Genomic DNA, 19,463 nt, shown 5'->3' on the forward strand with positions numbered 1-19,463 from the left:
GAGACTTTCCTGTCAGTACGAACGGGGCAGACCCAGCGAGGTCTGCGCCACGAAGTTAAGCACCATCTCACGGCTGACCGGAGCGATGCGGGCCAGTCGCGACGCCGTGACCGCCGCGGCGATGCCGTACTCCTTCGTCAGGCCGTTGCCGCCGAGCGACTGCACGGCCTGATCGACCGCGCGCACCGAGGCCTCGCCGGCGGCGTACTTGGCCATGTTGGCGGCTTCGGCGGCACCGAAGTCGTCACCGGCGTCGTACAGCGTCGCGGCCTTCTGCATCATCAGCTTGGCCAGCTCGAGCTCGACGTGGATCTGCGCCAGCGGGTGCGAGATGCCTTGATGAGCACCTACCGGGACTTTCCATACCTGACGGGTCTTGACGTACTCGGTCGCGGTGCGGATCGCGAGCCGGCCGGTGCCGACGGCCATGGCCGCACCGATGATCCGCTCCGGGTTCAGGCCCGCGAACAGCTGCGCGATCGCGGCGTCCTCGGAGCCGACGAGCGCATCGGCGGGCAGTCGCACCTCGTCCAGGAACACCTGGAACTGGCTCTCGGGGCTGATGATCTCCATCTCGATCTTGGTCCAGCTCAGGCCGGGCGCATCGGTCGGGACCACGAACAGTGCCGGCTTGAGGTTGCCGGTCTTGTGGTCTTCGGTGCGCCCGACGACCAGGACGGCGTCGGCCTGGTCGATGCCCGAGATGAAGACCTTCTGGCCGGACAGGATCCAGTCGCCGCCGTCGCGGCGCGCCGTCGTGGTGATGCGGTGGCTGTTGGAGCCGGCATCGGGCTCGGTGATCGCGAAGGCCATGGTGAGCGAGCCGTCCGCAAGCCCCGGGACCCAGCGCTTCTTCTGCTCTTCGGTGCCGTACTTGGAGATGATGGTGCCGTTGATGGCCGACGAGACCACCATCATCAGCAGCGGACAGCCATTGGCGGCCATCTCTTCCATGACCAGGCTCAGCTCGTACATGCCGGCGCCGCCGCCGCCGTACTCCTCGGGCATGTTGACGCCCAGGAAGCCGTGTTTGCCTGCCTCGGCCCACAATTCGTCAGTGTGCTGGCCGGCGCGGGCCTTCTCCAGGAAGTAGTCCTGGCCGAATTTGGAGGCCATCGCGACGACGGCCTCGCGGAGCGCCTTGCGCTCGTCGGATTCGATGAAAGACATGGTCATTCTCCTTCTGGGGTTTCGACCCGGGCCAGCACAGCGCCGACATCGACCTGTTGGCCGGGTTGCACGTTGAGTTCGGTGACCACACCGGAATCCGGTGCGGCGATGGTGTGTTCCATCTTCATGGCTTCCAGCCAGATCAGGGGCTGGCCGGCGGTGACCGGGTCGCCGATGGCCGCGCCGACCCGGACCACCAGTCCGGGCATCGGCGCCAGCAGCGAGCCCTGGGCGACGGCCGCGTCCGGGTCGGGGAATCGCGGCTGGGCGACCAGGTGCACGGCACCGGCGGGGGAGTCGACGAAAACGTCGGCGCCGTATCGAGCGACGTCGAACGACCGCTCAACTCCGTTGACCGACAACACCACTCGAGCGGGATCGGCAGTGACGACGGTGACGTCATCGCGGTCGGGGAGCTCAACGCCATCCCGCCCGTATCGGTACCAAACCTGCTGCTCGGCCCCGGCCGCGTCACTGTACGAACGACTCTGGTAGCCCGACGCGAGGTTGCGCCAACCGCTCGGTGCCGCGGCGAAAACCGTTGCCGTGGCGCGGTTGTGTGCCGCATCGGCCAGGGCCGCGGCGACGGCGGCCAGCGCGACGTCGGTGTCCGCCGGTGCCGCCAGTTCGGCCAGGCCGTGTGTGTCGAAGAACGCGGTGTCGGTGTCACCGGCCAGGAACGCGGGGTGCCGCAACACATTCACCAACAGGTCGCGGTTGGTGCGCAGACCGTGGATGCGCGCGCGGGACAACGCATCGGCGAGGATCGCCGCGGCCCGGTCGCGCGTCGGCGCGAACGAGATCACCTTGGCCAGCATCGGGTCGTAGAACACCGACACCACCGAACCGTCGACGATGCCGGAGTCGACGCGCGTTCCGGCCCGACCCAAAAGGCTGAACTCGGTCCGCACACCCGGTACCTCGAATCGGTGCACCGTGCCGGCCTGCGGCTGCCAGTCCTTGGCCGGATCCTCGGCGTAGAGCCGGGCCTCGATCGAATGTCCTTGCGTCGCGGGCGGTTCCGCCGCGAGCGCACCGCCGTCGGCCACGTCCAATTGCAGTTCGACCAGATCCAGTCCGGTGGTCTCCTCGGTGACCGGGTGCTCGACCTGCAGGCGGGTGTTCATCTCCAGGAAGAAGAAGTCGCCGTTCGCGTCCGACATGAACTCGACGGTGCCGGCGCCGGTGTACCCGATCGCGGTCGCCGCCAGCCGGGCCGCCTCGAACAGCTTGGCGCGCATGCCCGGCGTCCGCTCCACGAGCGGGGACGGCGCTTCCTCGATGACCTTCTGGTGACGTCGCTGGATGGAGCACTCGCGTTCGCCGACGGCCCACACCGTGCCGTGCGCATCGGCCATCACCTGCACCTCGATGTGGTGGCCGCTGGCCAGATAGCGCTCGCAGAACACCGTCGGATCGCCGAACGCGGACTGGGCCTCGCGCTGCGCCGCCGCGACTTCAGTTGGCAGCGCGGACAATTCGCGGACGATGCGCATACCGCGGCCACCGCCACCGGCCGACGCCTTGATCAGGACCGGCAGTTGGTCGGCGGTGACGGTGTCGGGGTCCAGCTCGGTCAGCACCGGAACGCCGGCCGCCGACATCAGCTTCTTGGCCTCGATCTTGGAGCCCATGGCCTGCACGGCCGCCACTGGCGGACCGATCCACGTCAGTCCGGCATCCTGCACCGCGGCCGCGAAATCGGGGTTCTCCGAGAGGAATCCGTAGCCGGGGTGAATCGCGTCGGCGCCCGAGGCCTTGGCCGCGGCGATCAGTTGTGCGGCGTCGAGATAACCGGTGCGACCCTCGAGCCGCACCCGGTCGTCGGCCTCGGCGACGTGCGGGGCGGCCGCGTCGGGGTCGGTGTACACCGCGACGGTGCCGATGCCGAGCCGGCGGCAGGTGGCGAACACGCGGCGGGCGATTTCGCCGCGGTTGGCGACGAGAACCTTACGAATCATGAACTGTGTCCTCTGCTCTTCGCGCAAGCGCTCATCGGAAGGCTCCTCACATCCGGAAGACGCCGAAATTCGACGTCCCCTCGATCGGCGCATTGGCAATGGCGGACAAGCACATTCCCAGCACGGTGCGGGTATCGCGGGGGTCGATTATGCCGTCGTCGTAGAGCCGGCCGGACAGGAACGCCGGCAGTGATTCGGCGTCGATCTGCGCTTCGACGGCGGCACGCAATGCGGCATCGGCGGCTTCATCGACCTGGCCGCCGCGGGCTTCGGTGGCCGCGCGACTGACGATGGACAGCACGCCGGCCAGCTGCGCTCCGCCCATCACCGCGGACTTCGCGCTGGGCCAGGCGAACAGGAACCGGGGGTCGTAGGCCCGGCCGCACATGCCGTAGTGGCCGGCGCCGTAGGAGGCACCGATGAGCAGCGAGATGTGCGGCACCTTCGAATTGGAGACGGCGTTGATCATCATCGAGCCGTGCTTGATCATCCCGCCTTCCTCGTACGCCTTGCCGACCATGTAGCCGGTCGTGTTGTGCAGGAACAACAATGGCGTGTCGGACCGGTTGGCCAGCTGGATGAACTGCGTGGCCTTCTGGGACTCCTCGCTGAACAACACGCCGCGCGCGTTGGCCAGGATGCCGACCGGGTAGCCCCACAGGTTGGCCCAGCCCGTCACCAGTGACGAGCCGTACAGCGGCTTGAACTCGTCGAAGTCCGAGCCGTCGACGATGCGGGCGATGACGTCGCGCGGATCGAACGGGATGCGCAGATCGGCGCCGACGATGCCGAGCAGTTCGTCTTCCGGATAGAGCGGCGGCACCACCGGCGCCGGCGTCGGGCCCTGCTTGCGCCAGTTCAGCCGGGCCACGATGCGCCGGCCGATGCGGATGGCGTCGAGCTCGTCCTGTGCGAAGTAGTCGCCGAGTCCCGATGTGCGGGAGTGCATTTCGGCGCCGCCGAGGGATTCGTCGTCGGACTCCTCGCCCGTGGCCATCTTGACCAGCGGCGGGCCGGCCAGGAACACCTTGGAGCGTTCCTTGATCATCACCACGTGATCGGACATGCCGGGGATGTAGGCGCCGCCGGCGGTCGAGTTGCCGAACACCAATGCGATGGTCGGGATGCCCTCTGCCGACAGCCGGGTCAGGTCGCGGAACATCGCGCCGCCGGGAATGAAGATTTCCTTCTGCGTGGGCAGATCCGCGCCGCCCGACTCGACCATCGAGATCACCGGCAGCCGGTTCTCGCGGGCGATCTGGTTGGCGCGCAGGATCTTCTTGAGCGTCCACGGGTTGCTCGTGCCGCCCTTGACGGTCGGATCGTTGGCGACGATCAGGCACTCGACGCCCTCGACGACACCGATGCCGGTGACAAGGCTGGCGCCGACGACGAAGTCGCTGCCCCACGCGGCCAGCGGACTGAGCTCCAGGAACGGCGAGTCCGGATCCACGAGTTGTTCGATGCGCTCGCGCGCGGTCAGCTTGCCGCGGGCATGGTGGCGGTCAACGTATTTCGCGCCGCCACCGGCCAGCGCCTTGGCGTGCTCGGCATCCAGCTCCGCGAGCTTGGCCGTCATCGCCGCGGCAGCCTCGGTGTAACCGGCCGCCGCGGAATTGAGGGTGGATTTGAGCGCGGTCATGACTGGAATCCCAACGTCTTGGCAGCCAGCGAGGTGAGAATCTCGGTGGTGCCACCGCCGATGCCGATGATGCGCATATCGCGGTACTGCCGCTCGATTTCCGACTCGGCCATGTAGCCCATGCCGCCGAACAACTGGACGCCTGCGTTGGCCACCCACTCACCGGCCTCGACGGCGGTGTTCTTGGCGAAGCACACTTCGGCGATGAGGTTCGTCTCCCCGGCGAGCTCCCGCTCCACCAGGTGATGCGTGTAGACCCGGGCGACGTCGATGCGCCGTGCCATCTCGGCGAGGGTGTTCTGCACCGACTGCCGCGTGATCAGCGGCCGGCCGAACGTCTCGCGGTCCCGGCACCACTGCACGGTCAGGTCCAGGCAGCGCTGCGCGCTCGCATACGCCTGCGCGGCAAGCCCGACCCGCTCGGAGACGAACGCGCCGGCGATCTGCAGGAAGCCGGAGTTCTCGGGCCCGACCAGGTTGGTGGCCGGGACGCGGACGTCGACGTAGGACAGCTCTGCGGTGTCCGACGAGCGCCAGCCCATCTTCTCCAGCTTGCGGCTGACGGTGAAGCCCGGCGTGTCCTTGTCCACGACGATCAGCGAAACACCCGCCGCGCCAGGGCCGCCGGTGCGTACCGCCGTCACCACGTAGTCGGCGCGCACACCCGAGGTGATGTAGGTCTTGGCGCCGTTGATGATGAAGTCGTCGCCGTCACGGTCGGCGCGCGTGGTCAGGTGCCCGACGTCCGAGCCGCCACCGGGCTCGGTGATGGCCAGTGAACCGATCATCTTGCCCTGCAACGTCGGTCGCACGTAGGTGTCGATCAGTCGCTGATCGCCGGAGGCGATCATGTGCGGCGTGGAGATGCCGCAGGTGAACAGCGACGCGAAGACGCCGCCGGGCACACCGGCGTAATGCAGTTCCTCGCAGACGATCACGGCGTCGGCGCCGTCGCCGCCGCCACCGCCGACGGATTCGGGTGCCTGGGCGCCCAACAGGCCGGCCGCACCGGCTGCCTCGTGCAGCGAGCGGGGCAGCTCGCCGCTGCGCTCCCATTCGTCGACGTGGGGGAGGATCTCGCGTTCGGCGAACGCGCGCACGGTCTTTCGTAGTGCGTCACGTTCGGGCGTGGTCCATATGCTCACGAAAACAGTTCCTCCGGGATGTCGAGATGACGGGTTCGTAGCCATTCCCCGAGGCCCTTGGCCTGGGGATCGAATCGGGCCTGGTACGCGACGCCTTCGCCGAGGATGCCCTCGATGACGAAGTTGATGGCGCGCAGGTTGGGCAGCAGGTGTCGCGTCACGGGCAGCTCGGCGGACTCGGGCAGCAGCTCGCGCAGCTTCTCGACCGTCAAAGTGTTTGCCAGCCAACGCCATTGGGAATCGGTGCGCACCCAGACGCCGACATTGGCGGACCCGCCCTTGTCGCCGCTGCGGGCCCCGGCGATGGTGCCCAGCGGCGCGCGACGGGCCGGTCCGGCGGGCAGCGGTTCCGGCAGGGCCGGATCGTCGACCGGTCCCAGTGCCACCGTCTCGGCGGACGGCGCGATGTCCGTCCGGGTGCCGTCGGCCAGCACCGCCACGTGTGGCACCAGGGCCGCGTCGACGTAGCCCGGCTTGAACAGGCCGTACACCTGGCCGTCGCCCGGGGGTGCGGTGGTGGTGAAGCCCGGGTAGCTGGCCAGCGCGAGTTCGACTGCCGCCGCGGAGAATTGGCGGCCGACCTTCTTCGGGTCTGGGTCGCGCACCACGCAGTGCAGCAGGGCGCTGGCCCGCTCCTCGGTGTCGGCGTCGGGATGGTCGGTCCGCGCCAGCGTCCACTGCAACTCGGCCGGACGCTCGGTGATGGCGGCCTCCAGTTGGCGCTGCAGCAGGTCTGCCTTCGCCTCGATGTCGAGGCCGGTGAGGATGAACGACGCCGCGTTGCGGAAGCCGCCGATGCTGTTGAGCGACACCTTCAACGTGGGCGGCGGCGCCTCGCCGCGGACGCCGGAGATGCGGACGCGGTCCTGCCCGTCGGCCGTCAGCTCCAGCGAGTCGACCCGCAGGGTCGCGTCGGGATTTGCATAGCGCGCGCCGGTGATCTCGTACAACAGCTGCGCGGTGACGGTGTCGACGCTGACGCGTCCCCCGGTGCCGGGGTGCTTGGTGATCACCGACGACCCGTCCGCGGAGATCTCCGCCAACGGGAAACCGGGGCGGATGAGGTCGGGAATCTCGGTGAAGAAGCTGAAGTTGCCGCCGGTGGCCTGAGTGCCGCATTCGATGACATGGCCCGCGGCGATGGCGCCGGCGAGCGCGTCGTAGTCGGTTCGGGTCCAGCCGAAGTGCGCGGCGGCCGGTCCGACGATCACCGAGGCGTCGGTGACCCGGCCGGTGACGACGACGTCGGCGCCGGACTTCAGACAGTCCACGATGCCCCACGCGCCGAGGTAGGCGTTGGCGGACAGTGGGGTGCCGAAGCCGAGCTCGCCGGCACGCGCCACGAGGTCGTCGCCCTCGACGTGTGCCACGTTGACCGACAGCCCGAGCTTGTCGGCCAGGGCGCGTACCGCTGCTGCCAGGCCGGCCGGATTGAGGCCGCCGGCGTTGGCGACGATCTTCACGCCCTTGTCGAGGGCCAGGCCCAGCGACTGCTCCAGTTGACGCAGGAAGGTCTTGGCGTAGCCGAGGTCGGGGTTCTTGGCCCGGTCCCGCGCCAGAATCAGCATGGTCAGCTCGGCGAGGTAGTCGCCGGTCAGGTAGTCCAGCTCACCCCCGGCGAGCATCTCGTGCATCGCCGCCAGCCGGTCGCCATAGAACCCTGAGCAGTTACCGATCCGGACTGCTGGTGATGTCACACACACTCCCGTCGTTCAACCAACCGGTAGGGAGGTTAGTCGGTACTAGCGGTACCGAGTCAAGGGGGCTGGGGGTTGCGTGTTGCCCGGTTGGGGCGACGTTTTGGAGCCTACGCAGGTCGACGGCTATCCTGAGGTGCAATCGCTGCGCACGTGAGAAGCAATAGAGAGGCCATAGGCCCTATTTGTTCGCGACGCGGCCGACCGCAAGCAATTCCGTTTAGTCAGAGAGGTGCACATCATGGCTGTGCCCAAGCGCAGGATGTCGCGCTCGAACACCCGTAGCCGTCGCGCGCAGTGGAAGGCCGAGGCCACCGGCCTGGTCAGCGTGAACGTCGCAGGTCAGGCACACAAGGTGCCGCGTCGCCTGCTCAAGGCCGCGCGTCTGGGTCTGATCGACCTCGACCGCCGCGCCTGAACCGACTGACGGTTTTTCTCGCGCCCGCGTGGCGCGTCTTCTCAGTCCGCTCTCAGATGGTGGGGTGAGACTGTGCCTGTGCGAATCCTTGTAGTCGACGATGACCGCGCTGTACGCGAATCACTGCGTCGGTCACTGACTTTCAACGGGTACTCGGTCGAACTGGCTCAAGACGGTGTCGAGGCGTTGGAGCGCATCTCCAGCGACCGGCCCGACGCTGTCGTGCTCGACGACATGATGCCCCGGCTGGACGGGCGCGGTGTCTGCCGTCAGCTGCGCAGCAGCGGCGATGACCTGCCCGTGCTGATGCTGACCGCCCGTGACTCGATCGATGAGCGGGTGGCCGGCCTCGACGCCGGTGCCGACGATTACCTGCCGAAGCCATTCGCGCTCGAGGAGCTCCTGGCCCGGATGCGGGCCCTGCTCCGCCGTACCGGCCCCGCCGACGGCGCCGAGTCGGCGGCATTGACGTTCTCCGACCTCAGCCTCGACCCGGTGACGCGCGAGGTCACCCGGGGCTCCCGGTCGATCAGCCTGACCCGGACCGAGTTCTCGCTGCTCGAGATGCTCATCCACAACCCGCGCCGGGTGCTCAGCCGCAGCCGGATCCTCGAAGAGGTGTGGGGCTTCGATTTTCCGACGTCGGGAAACGCCCTCGAGGTCTACGTCGGGTACCTGCGCCGCAAGACCGAGGCCGAGGGAGAACCGCGCCTGATCCATACCGTGCGCGGCGTGGGTTACGTGCTGCGTGAGACGCCACCCTGATGCTCGACAAGCTTCGCGCAACCGTGGATCGGAAGATGCGGGAAGTGCCGCAGATGCCGGCGGCGACGCCGGACGGCACGGTGCAACACGACGCCAGCTCTGTGTCGCTGAAATGGCGCGTGATGCTGCTCGCGATGTCGATGGTGGCGATGGTCGTCGTCCTCATGTCGGTCGCGGTGTATGTGGTGGTGTCCAAGGCGCTGTACGGCGACATCGACAACCAGTTGCACAGCCGCGCGCAACTGCTCATCGAGAGCGGTTCCCTGGCAGTCGACCCCGGCAAGGCCATCGAGGGCACCGCCTACTCGGACGTCAATGCGATGTACGTCATCCCGGGCCAGTCGATCTACACCGCGAATCAGCAGGGGCAGACGCTGCCGCTCGGGACGCCGGAGAAGGACGTCATCGCCGGCAAGCTGCTGATGTCGTTGCGTACCACCAACTATCAGCGCGTGCTGGCGGTGCATCTGCAGTCGGGTAACTCGCTGTTGATCTCGAAGAATCTCTGGCCCACCAGCCAGGTGCTCAAACGGCTGGGCACCATTTTGCTCATCGTGGGTGGAATCGGTATGGCCGTCGCCGCGATCGCCGGTGGCACGGTCGCGCGGACCGGGCTGAGACCCGTGGCCCGATTGACCGAGGCCACCGAACGCGTGGCCCGCACCGACGATCTGCGCCCCATCCCGGTGTACGGCAATGACGAATTGGCCAGGCTGACAGAGGCTTTCAACATGATGTTGCGGGCGCTCGCCGAGTCGAGAGACCGGCAGGCCAGGTTGGTGTCGGACGCCGGTCACGAGTTGCGCACGCCGCTGACCTCACTGCGGACCAACGTCGAACTGCTGATGGCGGCCATGGCACCCGGCGCGCCGCCGTTCCCCGAGGAGGAGATGGCGGGTCTGCAGTCCGACGTCATCGCCCAGATCGAGGAGCTGTCCACCCTCGTCGGCGACCTGGTCGACCTGACCCGCGACGACGCCGCGGTGACGGTCCACGAGCCCGTCGAGATGGCCGAGGTCGTCGAGCGCAGTCTGGAACGAGTTCGCCGCCGCCGCAATGACATTGACTTCGACGTCGAAATCGCCGGATGGCAGGTGTACGGCGACGGGGCGGGGTTGTCCCGGGCGGTGCTGAACCTGCTCGACAACGCCGCCAAGTGGAGTCCGGCCGGTTCAGTGGTGCGGGTCCGGCTCGGCCGCATCAATCCGACGCATGCCGAGCTGGTGGTGTCCGACTGGGGGCCGGGCATTCCGCCGCAGGAGCGGGCGCTGGTGTTCGAGCGCTTCTACCGATCGACGACGGCACGGGCGATGCCCGGCTCCGGTCTGGGACTGGCCATCGTCAAGCAGGTGGTGCTCAAACACGGTGGCGCACTGCGGATTGAGGACACCGTGCCGGGCGGGACACCGCCGGGCACATCGATCCATCTCGTGTTGCCCGGGCGACCCTCCGGCGTGACCGCAACACACCGGCCCTCTGGGCTGGACGTAACGGGCGTGACCACGGAAAATGAACCTGCCCGGACGGGGGAGGAAGTCTAGGGTGCGGCCTGTGGTGTCTCAGTGGATTCTCAGCCCGAAAGGGCACCGTCAGGTCATGTCGTTCGTTGTCCCGGCAACGGATCGGAAATACAGGAAGAGTGTCGACCAGTAATGACGAATCACCCGAGGTACTCGCAGCAGCCCGAGTCCGGTCGGCGTCCTGATTCCTATCAGTCCGCGCCCGGCTACGGCGCGTCGCCGCAGCAGGGGTCGTCATACGACTGGCGCTACGCCGGCCAGCAGCAGAACACCGGGCAGTACCCCACCGGCAGCTACCAGACCGGTCAGTACCAGACGGGGCAGCACCAGACCGGCTCGTACACCACCGGCCAGTATTCGACGGGTCAGTACGGCTCGCAGCCGTACGACCCGTACCGCAACGGCTCGCCCAACGGCCGGCCTTCGATCGCGCCACGGCCGCAAAACCGTTCCCGCACAGGCCCTTTGATCGCCGGAATGGCGGCGGTGGCGCTGGTGTCCGCGGGTATCGGCGGCGGCATCGTGATGCTGGCGCAGCCCGACTACTCGAGCAATTCGACCTCGTTGGGCGGTTCGGCGCGCGGGCAGCACGCCGGGAACGCGCCGATCGGTTCGGTGGAGCAGGTCGCCGCCAAGGTGGTGCCCAGCGTCGTGAAGCTCGAGACCGACATGGGCCGGGCGTCCGAAGAGGGCTCGGGCATCATCCTGTCCGCCGACGGGCTCATCCTCACCAACAACCACGTGGTGGCCGGTGCCAAAGACGCCCCGCCGCCCGGGGCTCCGCCGGTGCAGACCAAGGTCACGTTCAACACCGGTAGCACCGCGACGTTCCAGATCGTCGGGACGGATCCGAGCAGTGACATCGCAGTCGTGCGGGCCAAGGGCGTCTCGGGCCTGACGCCCATCGCGCTGGGATCGTCGTCCAACCTGGTGGTGGGTCAGCAGGTGGTGGCCGTCGGTTCGCCGCTGGGTCTGCAGGGCACGGTGACCGAGGGCATCATCAGCTCGCTGAATCGCCCCGTCGCCGCCGGCGGCGATGCCAAGAACCAGAACACCGTGCTGGACGCCATCCAGACCGACGCCGCGATCAACCCCGGCAACTCCGGTGGCGCGCTCGTCAACATGAGCGGCGAGCTGGTCGGCATCAACTCGGCGATCGCGACGCTCGGCGGGGATTCCGGCCAGTCGCAGAGCGGTTCGATCGGCCTGGGCTTCGCCATTCCGGTGGACCAGGCCAAGCGCATCGCCGACGAGCTGATCAAGAACGGCATCGCCAGCCATGCGTCGCTCGGCGTGCAGGTGGGTAATGACAAGGCCATCGACGGGGCCAAGATCGTCGACGTCACCAACGGTGGGGCGGCTCAGTCGGCCGGTCTGCCGAGTGGTGTGGTGGTGACCAAGGTGGACGACCGGGTGATCAGCAGCGCCGACGCGCTGGTAGCTGCCGTGCGCTCGAAGGCGCCCGGCGACAAGGTCACGTTGACCTACCTCGACACCGCGGGCAAACCGCAGACCGTTCAGGTGACCCTGGGAAAGGCGCAACAGTGATGAGTGCAGGGCCGAGTTCGATGTCAGAGGCGGGATATACGGTGACAGGCATGGAACAGGCAGGGGAATTGGCCGGGCGCGCTCTCGTCGTGGTCGTGGATGACCGGACCGCGCACGGCGAAGAGGATCACAGCGGCCCGTTGGTCACCGAACTGCTCGGTGAGGCCGGCTTCCTCGTCGACGGCGTCGTCGTGGTCCCCGCCGATGAGATCGAGATTCGCAACGCCCTCAACACCGCGGTGATCGGTGGTGTCGATCTCGTCATCTCCGTCGGTGGCACCGGCGTCAGCCCCCGGGATGTGACTCCCGAAGCCACCCGCACCATGCTCGATCGCGAGCTACTCGGTATCGCCGAGGCGCTGCGGTCGTCGGGGTTGGCGGCCGGTATCTCGGACGCGGGCCTGTCGCGCGGCCTTGCCGGCGTCTCGGGAAGCACGCTGGTGGTCAACATCGCCGGCTCGCGTGCGTCGGTGCGCGACGGTATGGCGACGCTGGGGCCGTTGGCGGCGTACATCATCGCGCAGCTGTCCAGCCTGGACATCTGATAGCTGAGCTCCCATGGGGCTCGATGGTCGAACGGAGTGGTCATGGGCTCGTCCCACCTGAACCCTTCAATTTGGCAAAGGTGTGATCTTGATCACACTCGTGGTGGCTTGTGATGAGCGATACACAGCCCTCGCGCGACCTAGTTAACAAGGTGTTCGGCGACGTTTTGCCGGACGTTACCCGGGACGAATGTAACGATCAGCCAGATTCGGGGGATGGTGACCGGGATCGCTGGCTACGGGAAAACGTCCCGCCGCACCACAGCTGAACAACATTTCACCTCGCGTCGACGATCGGGACCGAAGTGTCGCATGAGACGATCTCCAAGATCGTCGACGAGAGATCTCCGATGAGGTGCTGGCCTGGCAGCGCCGGCCGTTGGAGCCGCTGTATCCGGTGATCTACCTCGACGCGATGATCGTGAAGGTCAAAGACGGTGGCCACACCCGCAACAAGGCCGCGCACATCGCGGTGGGCGTGGATATGGCCGGGGTCAAGCACGTTCTGGGGATCTGGGTCCAGCCCAATGAAGGTGCCTCGTTCTGGGCGTCGGTGTGCGCGGACCTGGCCAATCGGGGTGTCAAGGACGTGCTGATCGTGTGCTGCGACGGGCTCACGGGCTTTCCGGAGGCGATCGCCGCGACCTGGTCGCAGGCCGCGGTGCAGACCTGCGTGGTGCACCTGACTCCGCAACGCGCTGCGGTTCGTGTCCTACGGCGACCGCAAGGCCGTGGCCGCGGCGCTCAAGCCGATCTACACCGCAGCCGATGCCGACGCTGCCCGCGTCGAGTTGGACGCGTTCGCCGCCTCGGAGCTGGGGAAGAAGAACCCAACGGTGACAATGGTTTTCGAACGGGCATGGGAGCAGTTCATCCCGTTTTTGGCGTTCCCGCCCGAGCTGCGCCGGGTGATCTACACGACCAACTCAATCGAGTCGTTGAATATCAGTTGCGCAAGATCATCAAGCACCGCGGCCAGTTCCCCAACGACGCCGCAGTGGTCAAATTGCTGTGGCTGGCGATCTGCAACATCGAAGACAAACGCGCCGCCGAGCGGGCCAAGGAACGCGGCCAGAAACAGGGCCGCACAGCCCCTGGACGCCTCGTGGAAGGGCAGGTGGTCACCAACTGGAAGGAAGCACTCGAACAACCCGCAGTGCTGCGGCCTGGGTGATGGTGGTCCGCACCAATATGTCGGTGTTGCCGGTGGCGCATTCTCAGCCCACGATCCGCCCGGCGTAGGCGTCGATGGCGAACGCGGTGTCCACGAACGCCCCGCCGGCCAATCGGACGTAGACATCCCACGCGAGTGAGTTGTCAAGCAGCGGCCGGATTTTCCTGCTCTCGGTGTGGCCAGGCAGCGATGTCGTCCCACATCTGGCCGTTGGCCAAGCACCACCTCGGCCCAGTCGACCCCGCAGGTCAGCGTCATGTAGTTGTCTCCGTTCCAGTTGCCGCGTGTTCTCCTTCGTTGAGCTCGAGGCTGGTGCGGCGACCTAATGGACAGCGCTCGATGGCGCGGCATCTCACTAGCCGATCACGTACCTCGTGGCGGACCGGCAGGGTCACCGTCTACATAAGAGATCTCTGACGCGTCCGTGTCATCACATGCAGTGATCACCTGCCGGCAGCTCACCGGCCAGACTGCGCCCGGATCGGTGAAATCTCAGTGACCCCTGCCGGTTCGCCTCCTGCGTGTCGGAACGAAATCCGACTCTCCCATTAGGTGATGTCGACCACCCGCAGCTGATTCGGTTGGGTGGCAAAGAAATTGCGCTTCACCAGGTCCTTCGGTTTGGTCAGATCAGGATCGACGTGGGTGGTGAACACCCGCCGCCCGCGGTGCACTCCGCGTACCCCGGCCAGGCGCATCAGCCGGCGGGTCTGTTCACGGCCGACGGCGTAGCCTTCCCGCCGCATCAGAGCATGTGTCGCCTGCCATGAGCTTGGGACCACTCTGATCTGATTTTTGCCAGGGTGATGGGACCACCTGGATTGCCGGTTATGGGACCACCGGCGCGCCGCGTCGGTGGTCCCTTCATTTGTTCGTTCGATCGCCGTGACAGCGCAAGTCACGGAGGTCGGCGGCATGGCTTTTCGGGAGGTCAGTGTGAACGAGATCAGGGAAGTACTTCGGGTGTGGCTGGGGGTGGCGGGGCTGCCCGCACCTGGATACCGCACCATCGCCGCTCATTGCGGCGTGGACCGAAAAACGGTGCGCCGCTACGTCGAGGCCGCCCAGGCGGCCGGGTTACGCCGCAGTGACGACGTGAGCGCCATCGATGACGGGTTGGTCGGGGCGGTCGCCGAAGCGGTGCGTCCGGCCCGTCTGAACGGCCATGGTGCGGCGTGGGAGCAACTCGTCGCGTTCGAGGAGCAGATCCGCGCGTGGGTGGCCGGTAAGGGTGAGCAGCGGCCGTTGACGGTCACCAAGATCCATACCCTGTTAGCCCGGCAGGGCTGTGTGGTGCCGTATCGCACATTGCACCGATTCGCCAGTGAGCGTTGCGGTTTCGGCCGCAAAGACACCACCGTGCGGGTCGCTGACGGTGACCCGGGGATCGAGTGCCAGATCGATTTCGGCTATCTCGGGATGCTCACCGACGCCACCGATGGACGGCGCCGGCGGGTGCATGCGTTGATCTTCACCGCCGTGTACTCCCGTCACATGTTCGTGTGGCTGTCCTATTCGCAGACCCTGGCCGCGGTGATCGCCGGCGCCCAGGCGGCGTGGGCGTTTTTCGGGGGTGTGTTCGCGGTGCTGATCCCCGACAACTTGAAACCGGTGATCGCCGCCGCGGACGCGCTCAATCCGCGATTCACCCAGGGGTGGCTCGACTACGCCGCCCATGCCGGGTTCCTCACCGACCCGGCGCGGGTGCGGTCCCCGAAAGACAAACCCCGGGTGGAACGCGTGGTGCAGCATGTGCGCCGAAACTTTTGGGACGGTGAGACTTTCACCAGTCTCGATGCGGCGCAGCAGGCCGCGGCGACGTGGTGCGCACGGACCGCTGGTAGCCGTATCCACGGCACCACCTGCGCGCGCCCACTGGAGGTGTTCACCGCCGAGGAAGCCCCGGTGCTGCTGCCGGCGCCGGGAGCCTACGACGTACCGGTGTTCAAACAGGTGAAGGTGCACAAGGATTTTCACGCCGAGGTCGGCAAAGCGTTGTACTCGCTGCCCGAGCAGTGGATCGGCACCACGCTGGATGTGCGTGCCGACAGTGAGCTGGTCAAGTTCTACCACCGCGGCACACTGGTGAAATCCATCCCCGCCAACGCCCAGGGGGGCGCAGCACCGACCGCGACGATCTGCCCGAGCGCAAGGCCGGGTACGCACTGCGGGACTTGTCCGCGCTGATCGCCACCTGCGCCGCGGCCGGTCCGAACATCGGGATCTACGCCGAACGCATCCTGGATGACCCGCTGCCATGGACCCGGATGCGCACCGTCTACCGGCTGCAGGGCTTGGTGCGCCGCTACGGCGCCGACCGGGTCGAGGCGGCGTGCGCGCTGTCACTGGAGCTCGATGTCGTCTCGGTCAACAAGATCGCTTCCATGCTGGAGCGGGCCACCGAGAACACCGCCCCGGCACTACCACAAGCCGTCGGGCAGGGCGCCACCCGATTCGCCCGCGATCCAGCCGAATTCACCACCACCACAAACACTTTGACCATTGTCCCCAACACCCCCGCCGAGGAGAACTGACATGACCAGCACCCCCCGCAGCGCCGCAGACCCGGTCGGCACCGACCTGCTCCGGCTACTGAAGACCCTCAAACTCGGTGCCCTGGCCGACACACTGCCCGACCGCGCCGCCCTGGCCCGTCAACACAAGCTCAGCCACATCGGGTTCCTCGAAACACTGCTCGCCGACGAGGTCACCCGACGCGAATCCCGTTCCGCGGCACTACGATCCGCCAAGGCCGGACTCGACCCGAGCATGCGGTTCGACACCTAGACCACACAAGAGGACTTGCGCTATGACCGCACCCTGCTCGGGGACCTGACCTCCCTGCGATTCCTTGACGCAGGCCAATCCGCGATTATCCTCGGCCCCGTCGGCGTCGGCAAAACACACCTGGCAACAGCATTGGGGCACATGGCAATTCGACGACGCCACACCGTACTGTTCGCCCGATCGGACAAACTGTTCACCCGGCTGCGCGCCGCCCGCCTCGACAACACCGTCGACACCGAAATCCGCCGCCTGACCGCCATCGACGTCCTCATCATCGACGACTTCGCCCTGCGCCCGCTCGGCGCCACCGAGACCAGCGACTTCTACGAAATCATCGTCGAACGCCACCGCGCCAAGACCACCATCGTGACCTCGAACCGAGAACCCGCCGAATGGCTGACCATGACCGCCGACACCCTGCTGGCTCAATCAGCGATCGACCGCCTCACCGCCACCGCCCACACCCTGGTCATCGAAGGACCGTCCTACCGCCAACGCACCCGCCCGGCCAGCTTGACCCAGACCAGGCCAACGAGCATCCTCAATAACGCGCCACGGTGGTCCCATCCCCCTGGCAATCAGGTGGTCCCATCACCTTGGCAAGCGACAGCATGCATTTTCTTCACCCCATACACCGAGAAATTCTGCTTGTGTAGGGTCCTGATGGTGTCGACCAGTTGCGCGTCGCTGATCGAACGTGCCGACGCCCCACGGGATTTGGCGGCACGGTAGCCACGTGAGGTGATCCAGCCCACGAGTGTGGCACCCAGGGTGCGGCAGATGAGCTCGACCCCGAACTGGCCGCGATAGGTGTCGATGAACGCGATCATTTCGTCGTGGGGCGGTCGAGCTCTGCGGCAAAAAACGCCGACGCGGCTTTGAGGATCTCGTTGGCCCGGCGGGCCTCGGCGAGCTCACGCTTGAGCCGACGGATCTCCGCGTGCTCGGCGCTGGTGGTGCCCGTACGCTCGCCAGCGTCGACCTGAGCCTTGCGCAACCACCGGCGCACGGTTTCCTCGGCCACATGCATCTTGGCCGCGACCCGGCGGATCGCCTCGTACTCGGTCAGCACCGAGTCTTCCTCCATGACCGCCGCCACCAAGCGGACCGCTTTGTGCCGGATTTCCGGCGGATACTGCTTCGGCATGATTCCAATCCTCCAATACGGATCGGAACAAAACCTGGGGTAGTTCAGGGGCGGATCAACTGGAGAAGAACCCCAGCGAGGCCAGTTCATCCGTCGCCGCTTCCGGCACGGTGGAAACGTTACCGGCGGACGGCATGCCACGTGAGGTCATTGAGGCGCCGCCTATTGGAAACGATTTTCGACAAGCCCTTGGGTGTCGGGTATCGTCGGCAGCCATTAATGAAAACAATTTTCACTTAGTTGACGGAGGTTCCATGGAAGCTGGCATTCACCCAGGCCACCACCACCCGGTCGCCTTCCGGGACGCCACCCCCGGCCGCACGTTCCTGACCCGCTCCACCGCCACCAGCTCGCGAACCGTCCATGAATTTCGTGTTCAATGATGTGGAATTGGCAAGAGCAACATGCGAATTCGCCCATCGGACACATATGGACATCTTGCGACCGTTGCACGGATGGCGTATTAGCGCCACCGGCTAGGTTGGGGAGAGCATGAGGGTGGTTGGTCGGGTGCTGTTGGCGATGGCAGCGGCGGTGACCTTCCCCCGAGACCGTGGAGGCATCAGCTATAAGGAGTAGCGATGTCAGAGAAGCGGAAGAAGTACGACCGGGAGTTCCGTGAGGGAGCGGTCCGGATCGTCGAGGAGACGGGTAAGTCGATCGCGGCGGTGGCTCGGGATCTGGGGGTGAACGAGGGCACCCTGGGCAACTGGGTGACCCGGGCGCGGGAAGCGCGGGAGGGCCGCGGTGAGATGTCCAAGGACGATGTGGCCGAACTTAAGCGGCTGCGCGCCGAGGTGGCGGAGCTGAGGATGGAGCGTGATGTCCTCAAGCGATCGGTGGTCCTGTGGGTGAAGGAGGCGACGAAGTGAGCGTGGCACGCTTCATCGCCGACCAGAGGACCAAATACCGTGTGCCCCATACGATCACGTGCGCGCTGTTGGGTGTTGGTGTGTCGTGGTTCTACAAGTGGCTCGGCCGCGCCGGCAACCATGATGGGGTGCACACCGACACCGATCGGCGCCGCGTGGCACTCGATGCCGCAGTCGCTGAGGCGTTCACGGCGGCCAAGGGGTTGCACGGTTCGCCGCGGCTGGTCGCTGACCTGCGGGATCTGGGCTGGCAGGTATCGGAGAACACGGTGGCCGATTCGATGCGCCGCCAAGGTTTGGTGGCCCGCAAGATCCGCCGCCGGGGTGGGCTGACCAAGCAGGACAAGACGGCGCCGAAGGTCCCTGACCTGGTTAAACGGGACTTCACTGCGGCCGCGCCGAACTGTAAATGGGTGGGCGATATGACCGAGATTCCCACCGAGTGCGGGCAGAAGCTGTATCTGGCGACGGTGATCGACCTCTACAGTCGGCGGTTGTTGGGGGCGGCGATGGGACTGCACCCGGATGCCGAGTTGGCGTGCGCGGCGATCAACATGGCCGTAGTCGCCCGCGGTGGCCGCCAAGCGATCTGGCGCGACGAGGAGTCCGAACGGGTCATATTTCACACCGATCGCGGCAGCACTTATACCGCGAAGGTGTTCACCACGTTGTGCCGGACCTTGGGTATTCGGCAGTCGATGGGCCGTGTGGGGTCGTGTTTCGATAACGCCGCCGCGGAAGCGTTCTTCTCTTCATTGGAATGGGAAGTGTTATCCCGCAATAAGTTCCGTGATACCGTTCACGCGCAGGCTGTGGTGATCGATTGGTGTTACACCTTCTACAATCACCAGCGTCGGCACAGCGCCGCTGACGGGCTATCGCCGGTCAACTACGAGATCAGGGAATCCAACATCACGCCGGAAGCGGCATAAGGAACCCTCCACGATCTCGGGGGAACCACAGCGGTGTCGTCGCCGTTCCTGGGCGCGGGGGCAGGGACGTCCCATGCGGGTCTGGACAATGAGCTGAGCCTGGTCGATGGTCAGGATCGGACGTTGACGGTGCAGCAGTG

The 19,463-nt window shown here is 66.5% G+C and carries 14 protein-coding genes and 3 pseudogenes; 10 read left to right on the top strand and 7 right to left on the bottom strand.

Translation table 11 applies throughout. The features are described from left to right. Positions 1 to 12 precede the first annotated feature (12 nt). From ACJH6J_RS21645 to ACJH6J_RS21665, 5 genes are read right to left on the bottom strand one after another with little or no spacing between them, the layout of a single operon-like run. The gene (locus ACJH6J_RS21645) at positions 13 to 1,170 is read right to left on the bottom strand and encodes an acyl-CoA dehydrogenase family protein (RefSeq protein ID WP_406804508.1); all 1,158 of its coding nucleotides are present in this window, start codon (positions 1,168 to 1,170) and stop codon (positions 13 to 15) included. 2 nt (positions 1,171 to 1,172) lie between these two features. Further along, positions 1,173 to 3,131, bottom strand: coding sequence for a biotin carboxylase N-terminal domain-containing protein (locus ACJH6J_RS21650; protein ID WP_406804509.1), 1,959 nt, complete (start codon positions 3,129 to 3,131; stop codon positions 1,173 to 1,175). 46 nt (positions 3,132 to 3,177) lie between these two features. Next, the gene (locus ACJH6J_RS21655; protein WP_073694338.1) at positions 3,178 to 4,773 is read right to left on the bottom strand and encodes an acyl-CoA carboxylase subunit beta; all 1,596 of its coding nucleotides are present in this window, start codon (positions 4,771 to 4,773) and stop codon (positions 3,178 to 3,180) included. Further along, on the bottom strand, positions 4,770 to 5,918 hold the full coding sequence (locus ACJH6J_RS21660) for an acyl-CoA dehydrogenase family protein (RefSeq protein WP_073694339.1): 1,149 nt from the start codon (positions 5,916 to 5,918) through the stop codon (positions 4,770 to 4,772). Before ACJH6J_RS21660 ends, ACJH6J_RS21655 begins: the two co-directional genes overlap by 4 nt. Next, positions 5,915 to 7,615, bottom strand: coding sequence for an acyclic terpene utilization AtuA family protein (locus tag ACJH6J_RS21665; RefSeq protein WP_371824516.1), 1,701 nt, complete (start codon positions 7,613 to 7,615; stop codon positions 5,915 to 5,917). Before ACJH6J_RS21665 ends, ACJH6J_RS21660 begins: the two co-directional genes overlap by 4 nt. Before the next feature lie 241 nt (positions 7,616 to 7,856). Between ACJH6J_RS21665 and rpmF the strand changes: the two genes are divergently transcribed. The 6 genes and pseudogenes from rpmF to ACJH6J_RS21695 form a co-directional block, all read left to right on the top strand. Beyond that, positions 7,857 to 8,033, top strand: coding sequence for a 50S ribosomal protein L32 (rpmF, locus tag ACJH6J_RS21670; protein WP_029104679.1), 177 nt, complete (start codon positions 7,857 to 7,859; stop codon positions 8,031 to 8,033). A 78-nt stretch (positions 8,034 to 8,111) separates the two neighbouring features. Beyond that, positions 8,112 to 8,798, top strand: a complete 687-nt coding sequence (locus ACJH6J_RS21675; protein WP_020099048.1) for a response regulator transcription factor — start codon at positions 8,112 to 8,114, stop codon at positions 8,796 to 8,798. Between the two features lie 53 nt (positions 8,799 to 8,851). Beyond that, complete coding sequence (locus ACJH6J_RS21680; RefSeq protein ID WP_212814964.1) at positions 8,852 to 10,339, top strand: HAMP domain-containing sensor histidine kinase; 1,488 nt, start codon at positions 8,852 to 8,854, stop codon at positions 10,337 to 10,339. 111 nt (positions 10,340 to 10,450) lie between these two features. Beyond that, entirely contained in the window at positions 10,451 to 11,866 is a 1,416-nt protein-coding gene (locus tag ACJH6J_RS21685; RefSeq protein ID WP_212812952.1) for a S1C family serine protease, read from the top strand. A 20-nt stretch (positions 11,867 to 11,886) separates the two neighbouring features. Continuing rightward, positions 11,887 to 12,411: a molybdenum cofactor biosynthesis protein B gene (locus ACJH6J_RS21690; RefSeq protein ID WP_133763292.1), complete on the top strand. Its 525-nt coding sequence runs from the start codon at positions 11,887 to 11,889 to the stop codon at positions 12,409 to 12,411. Between the two features lie 275 nt (positions 12,412 to 12,686). After that, a pseudogene (locus ACJH6J_RS21695) lies at positions 12,687 to 13,585 on the top strand (IS256 family transposase); the annotation flags it as partial. Positions 13,586 to 14,133: 548 nt separating this feature from the next. Here ACJH6J_RS21695 and ACJH6J_RS21700 read toward each other — a convergent pair. Continuing rightward, positions 14,134 to 14,331: a hypothetical protein gene (locus tag ACJH6J_RS21700; RefSeq protein WP_061006803.1), complete on the bottom strand. Its 198-nt coding sequence runs from the start codon at positions 14,329 to 14,331 to the stop codon at positions 14,134 to 14,136. Between the two features lie 169 nt (positions 14,332 to 14,500). On the opposite strand from ACJH6J_RS21700, the pseudogene istA reads away from it, so the two are divergent. After that, a pseudogene (istA, locus tag ACJH6J_RS21705) lies at positions 14,501 to 16,119 on the top strand (IS21 family transposase). Position 16,120: 1 nt separating this feature from the next. After that, positions 16,121 to 17,104, top strand: a pseudogene (gene istB / locus ACJH6J_RS21710) (IS21-like element helper ATPase IstB). A gap of 94 nt (positions 17,105 to 17,198) precedes the next feature. Here istB and ACJH6J_RS21715 read toward each other — a convergent pair. Continuing rightward, a complete protein-coding gene (locus ACJH6J_RS21715) occupies positions 17,199 to 17,519 on the bottom strand; it encodes a hypothetical protein (protein WP_212812950.1) in 321 nt (106 codons plus the stop codon). A gap of 581 nt (positions 17,520 to 18,100) precedes the next feature. Between ACJH6J_RS21715 and ACJH6J_RS21720 the strand changes: the two genes are divergently transcribed. Continuing rightward, entirely contained in the window at positions 18,101 to 18,391 is a 291-nt protein-coding gene (locus tag ACJH6J_RS21720) for a transposase (protein ID WP_212812948.1), read from the top strand. Further along, entirely contained in the window at positions 18,388 to 19,323 is a 936-nt protein-coding gene (locus ACJH6J_RS21725) for an IS3 family transposase (protein WP_212812946.1), read from the top strand. Before ACJH6J_RS21720 ends, ACJH6J_RS21725 begins: the two co-directional genes overlap by 4 nt. Positions 19,324 to 19,463: the final 140 nt, after the last annotated feature.

It is taken from the genome of Mycobacterium sp. SMC-18 (assembly GCF_045310895.1).
Lineage (GTDB): Bacteria > Actinomycetota > Actinomycetes > Mycobacteriales > Mycobacteriaceae > Mycobacterium.

Excerpts from the sequence above, each read along its gene's own strand:
- ACJH6J_RS21645 (WP_406804508.1), bottom strand. The coding sequence starts at position 1,170 with ATGTCTTTCATCGAATCCGACGAGCGCAAGGCGCTCCGCGAGGCCGTC.
- ACJH6J_RS21650 (WP_406804509.1), bottom strand. The coding sequence starts at position 3,131 with ATGATTCGTAAGGTTCTCGTCGCCAACCGCGGCGAAATCGCCCGCCGC.
- ACJH6J_RS21655 (WP_073694338.1), bottom strand. The coding sequence starts at position 4,773 with ATGACCGCGCTCAAATCCACCCTCAATTCCGCGGCGGCCGGTTACACC.
- rpmF (WP_029104679.1), top strand. The coding sequence starts at position 7,857 with ATGGCTGTGCCCAAGCGCAGGATGTCGCGCTCGAACACCCGTAGCCGT.
- ACJH6J_RS21680 (WP_212814964.1), top strand. The coding sequence starts at position 8,852 with ATGCCGGCGGCGACGCCGGACGGCACGGTGCAACACGACGCCAGCTCT.
- ACJH6J_RS21685 (WP_212812952.1), top strand. The coding sequence starts at position 10,451 with ATGACGAATCACCCGAGGTACTCGCAGCAGCCCGAGTCCGGTCGGCGT.
- ACJH6J_RS21690 (WP_133763292.1), top strand. The coding sequence starts at position 11,887 with ATGTCAGAGGCGGGATATACGGTGACAGGCATGGAACAGGCAGGGGAA.
- ACJH6J_RS21700 (WP_061006803.1), bottom strand. The coding sequence starts at position 14,331 with ATGCGGCGGGAAGGCTACGCCGTCGGCCGTGAACAGACCCGCCGGCTG.
- ACJH6J_RS21715 (WP_212812950.1), bottom strand. The coding sequence starts at position 17,519 with ATGCCGAAGCAGTATCCGCCGGAAATCCGGCACAAAGCGGTCCGCTTG.
- ACJH6J_RS21720 (WP_212812948.1), top strand. The coding sequence starts at position 18,101 with ATGTCAGAGAAGCGGAAGAAGTACGACCGGGAGTTCCGTGAGGGAGCG.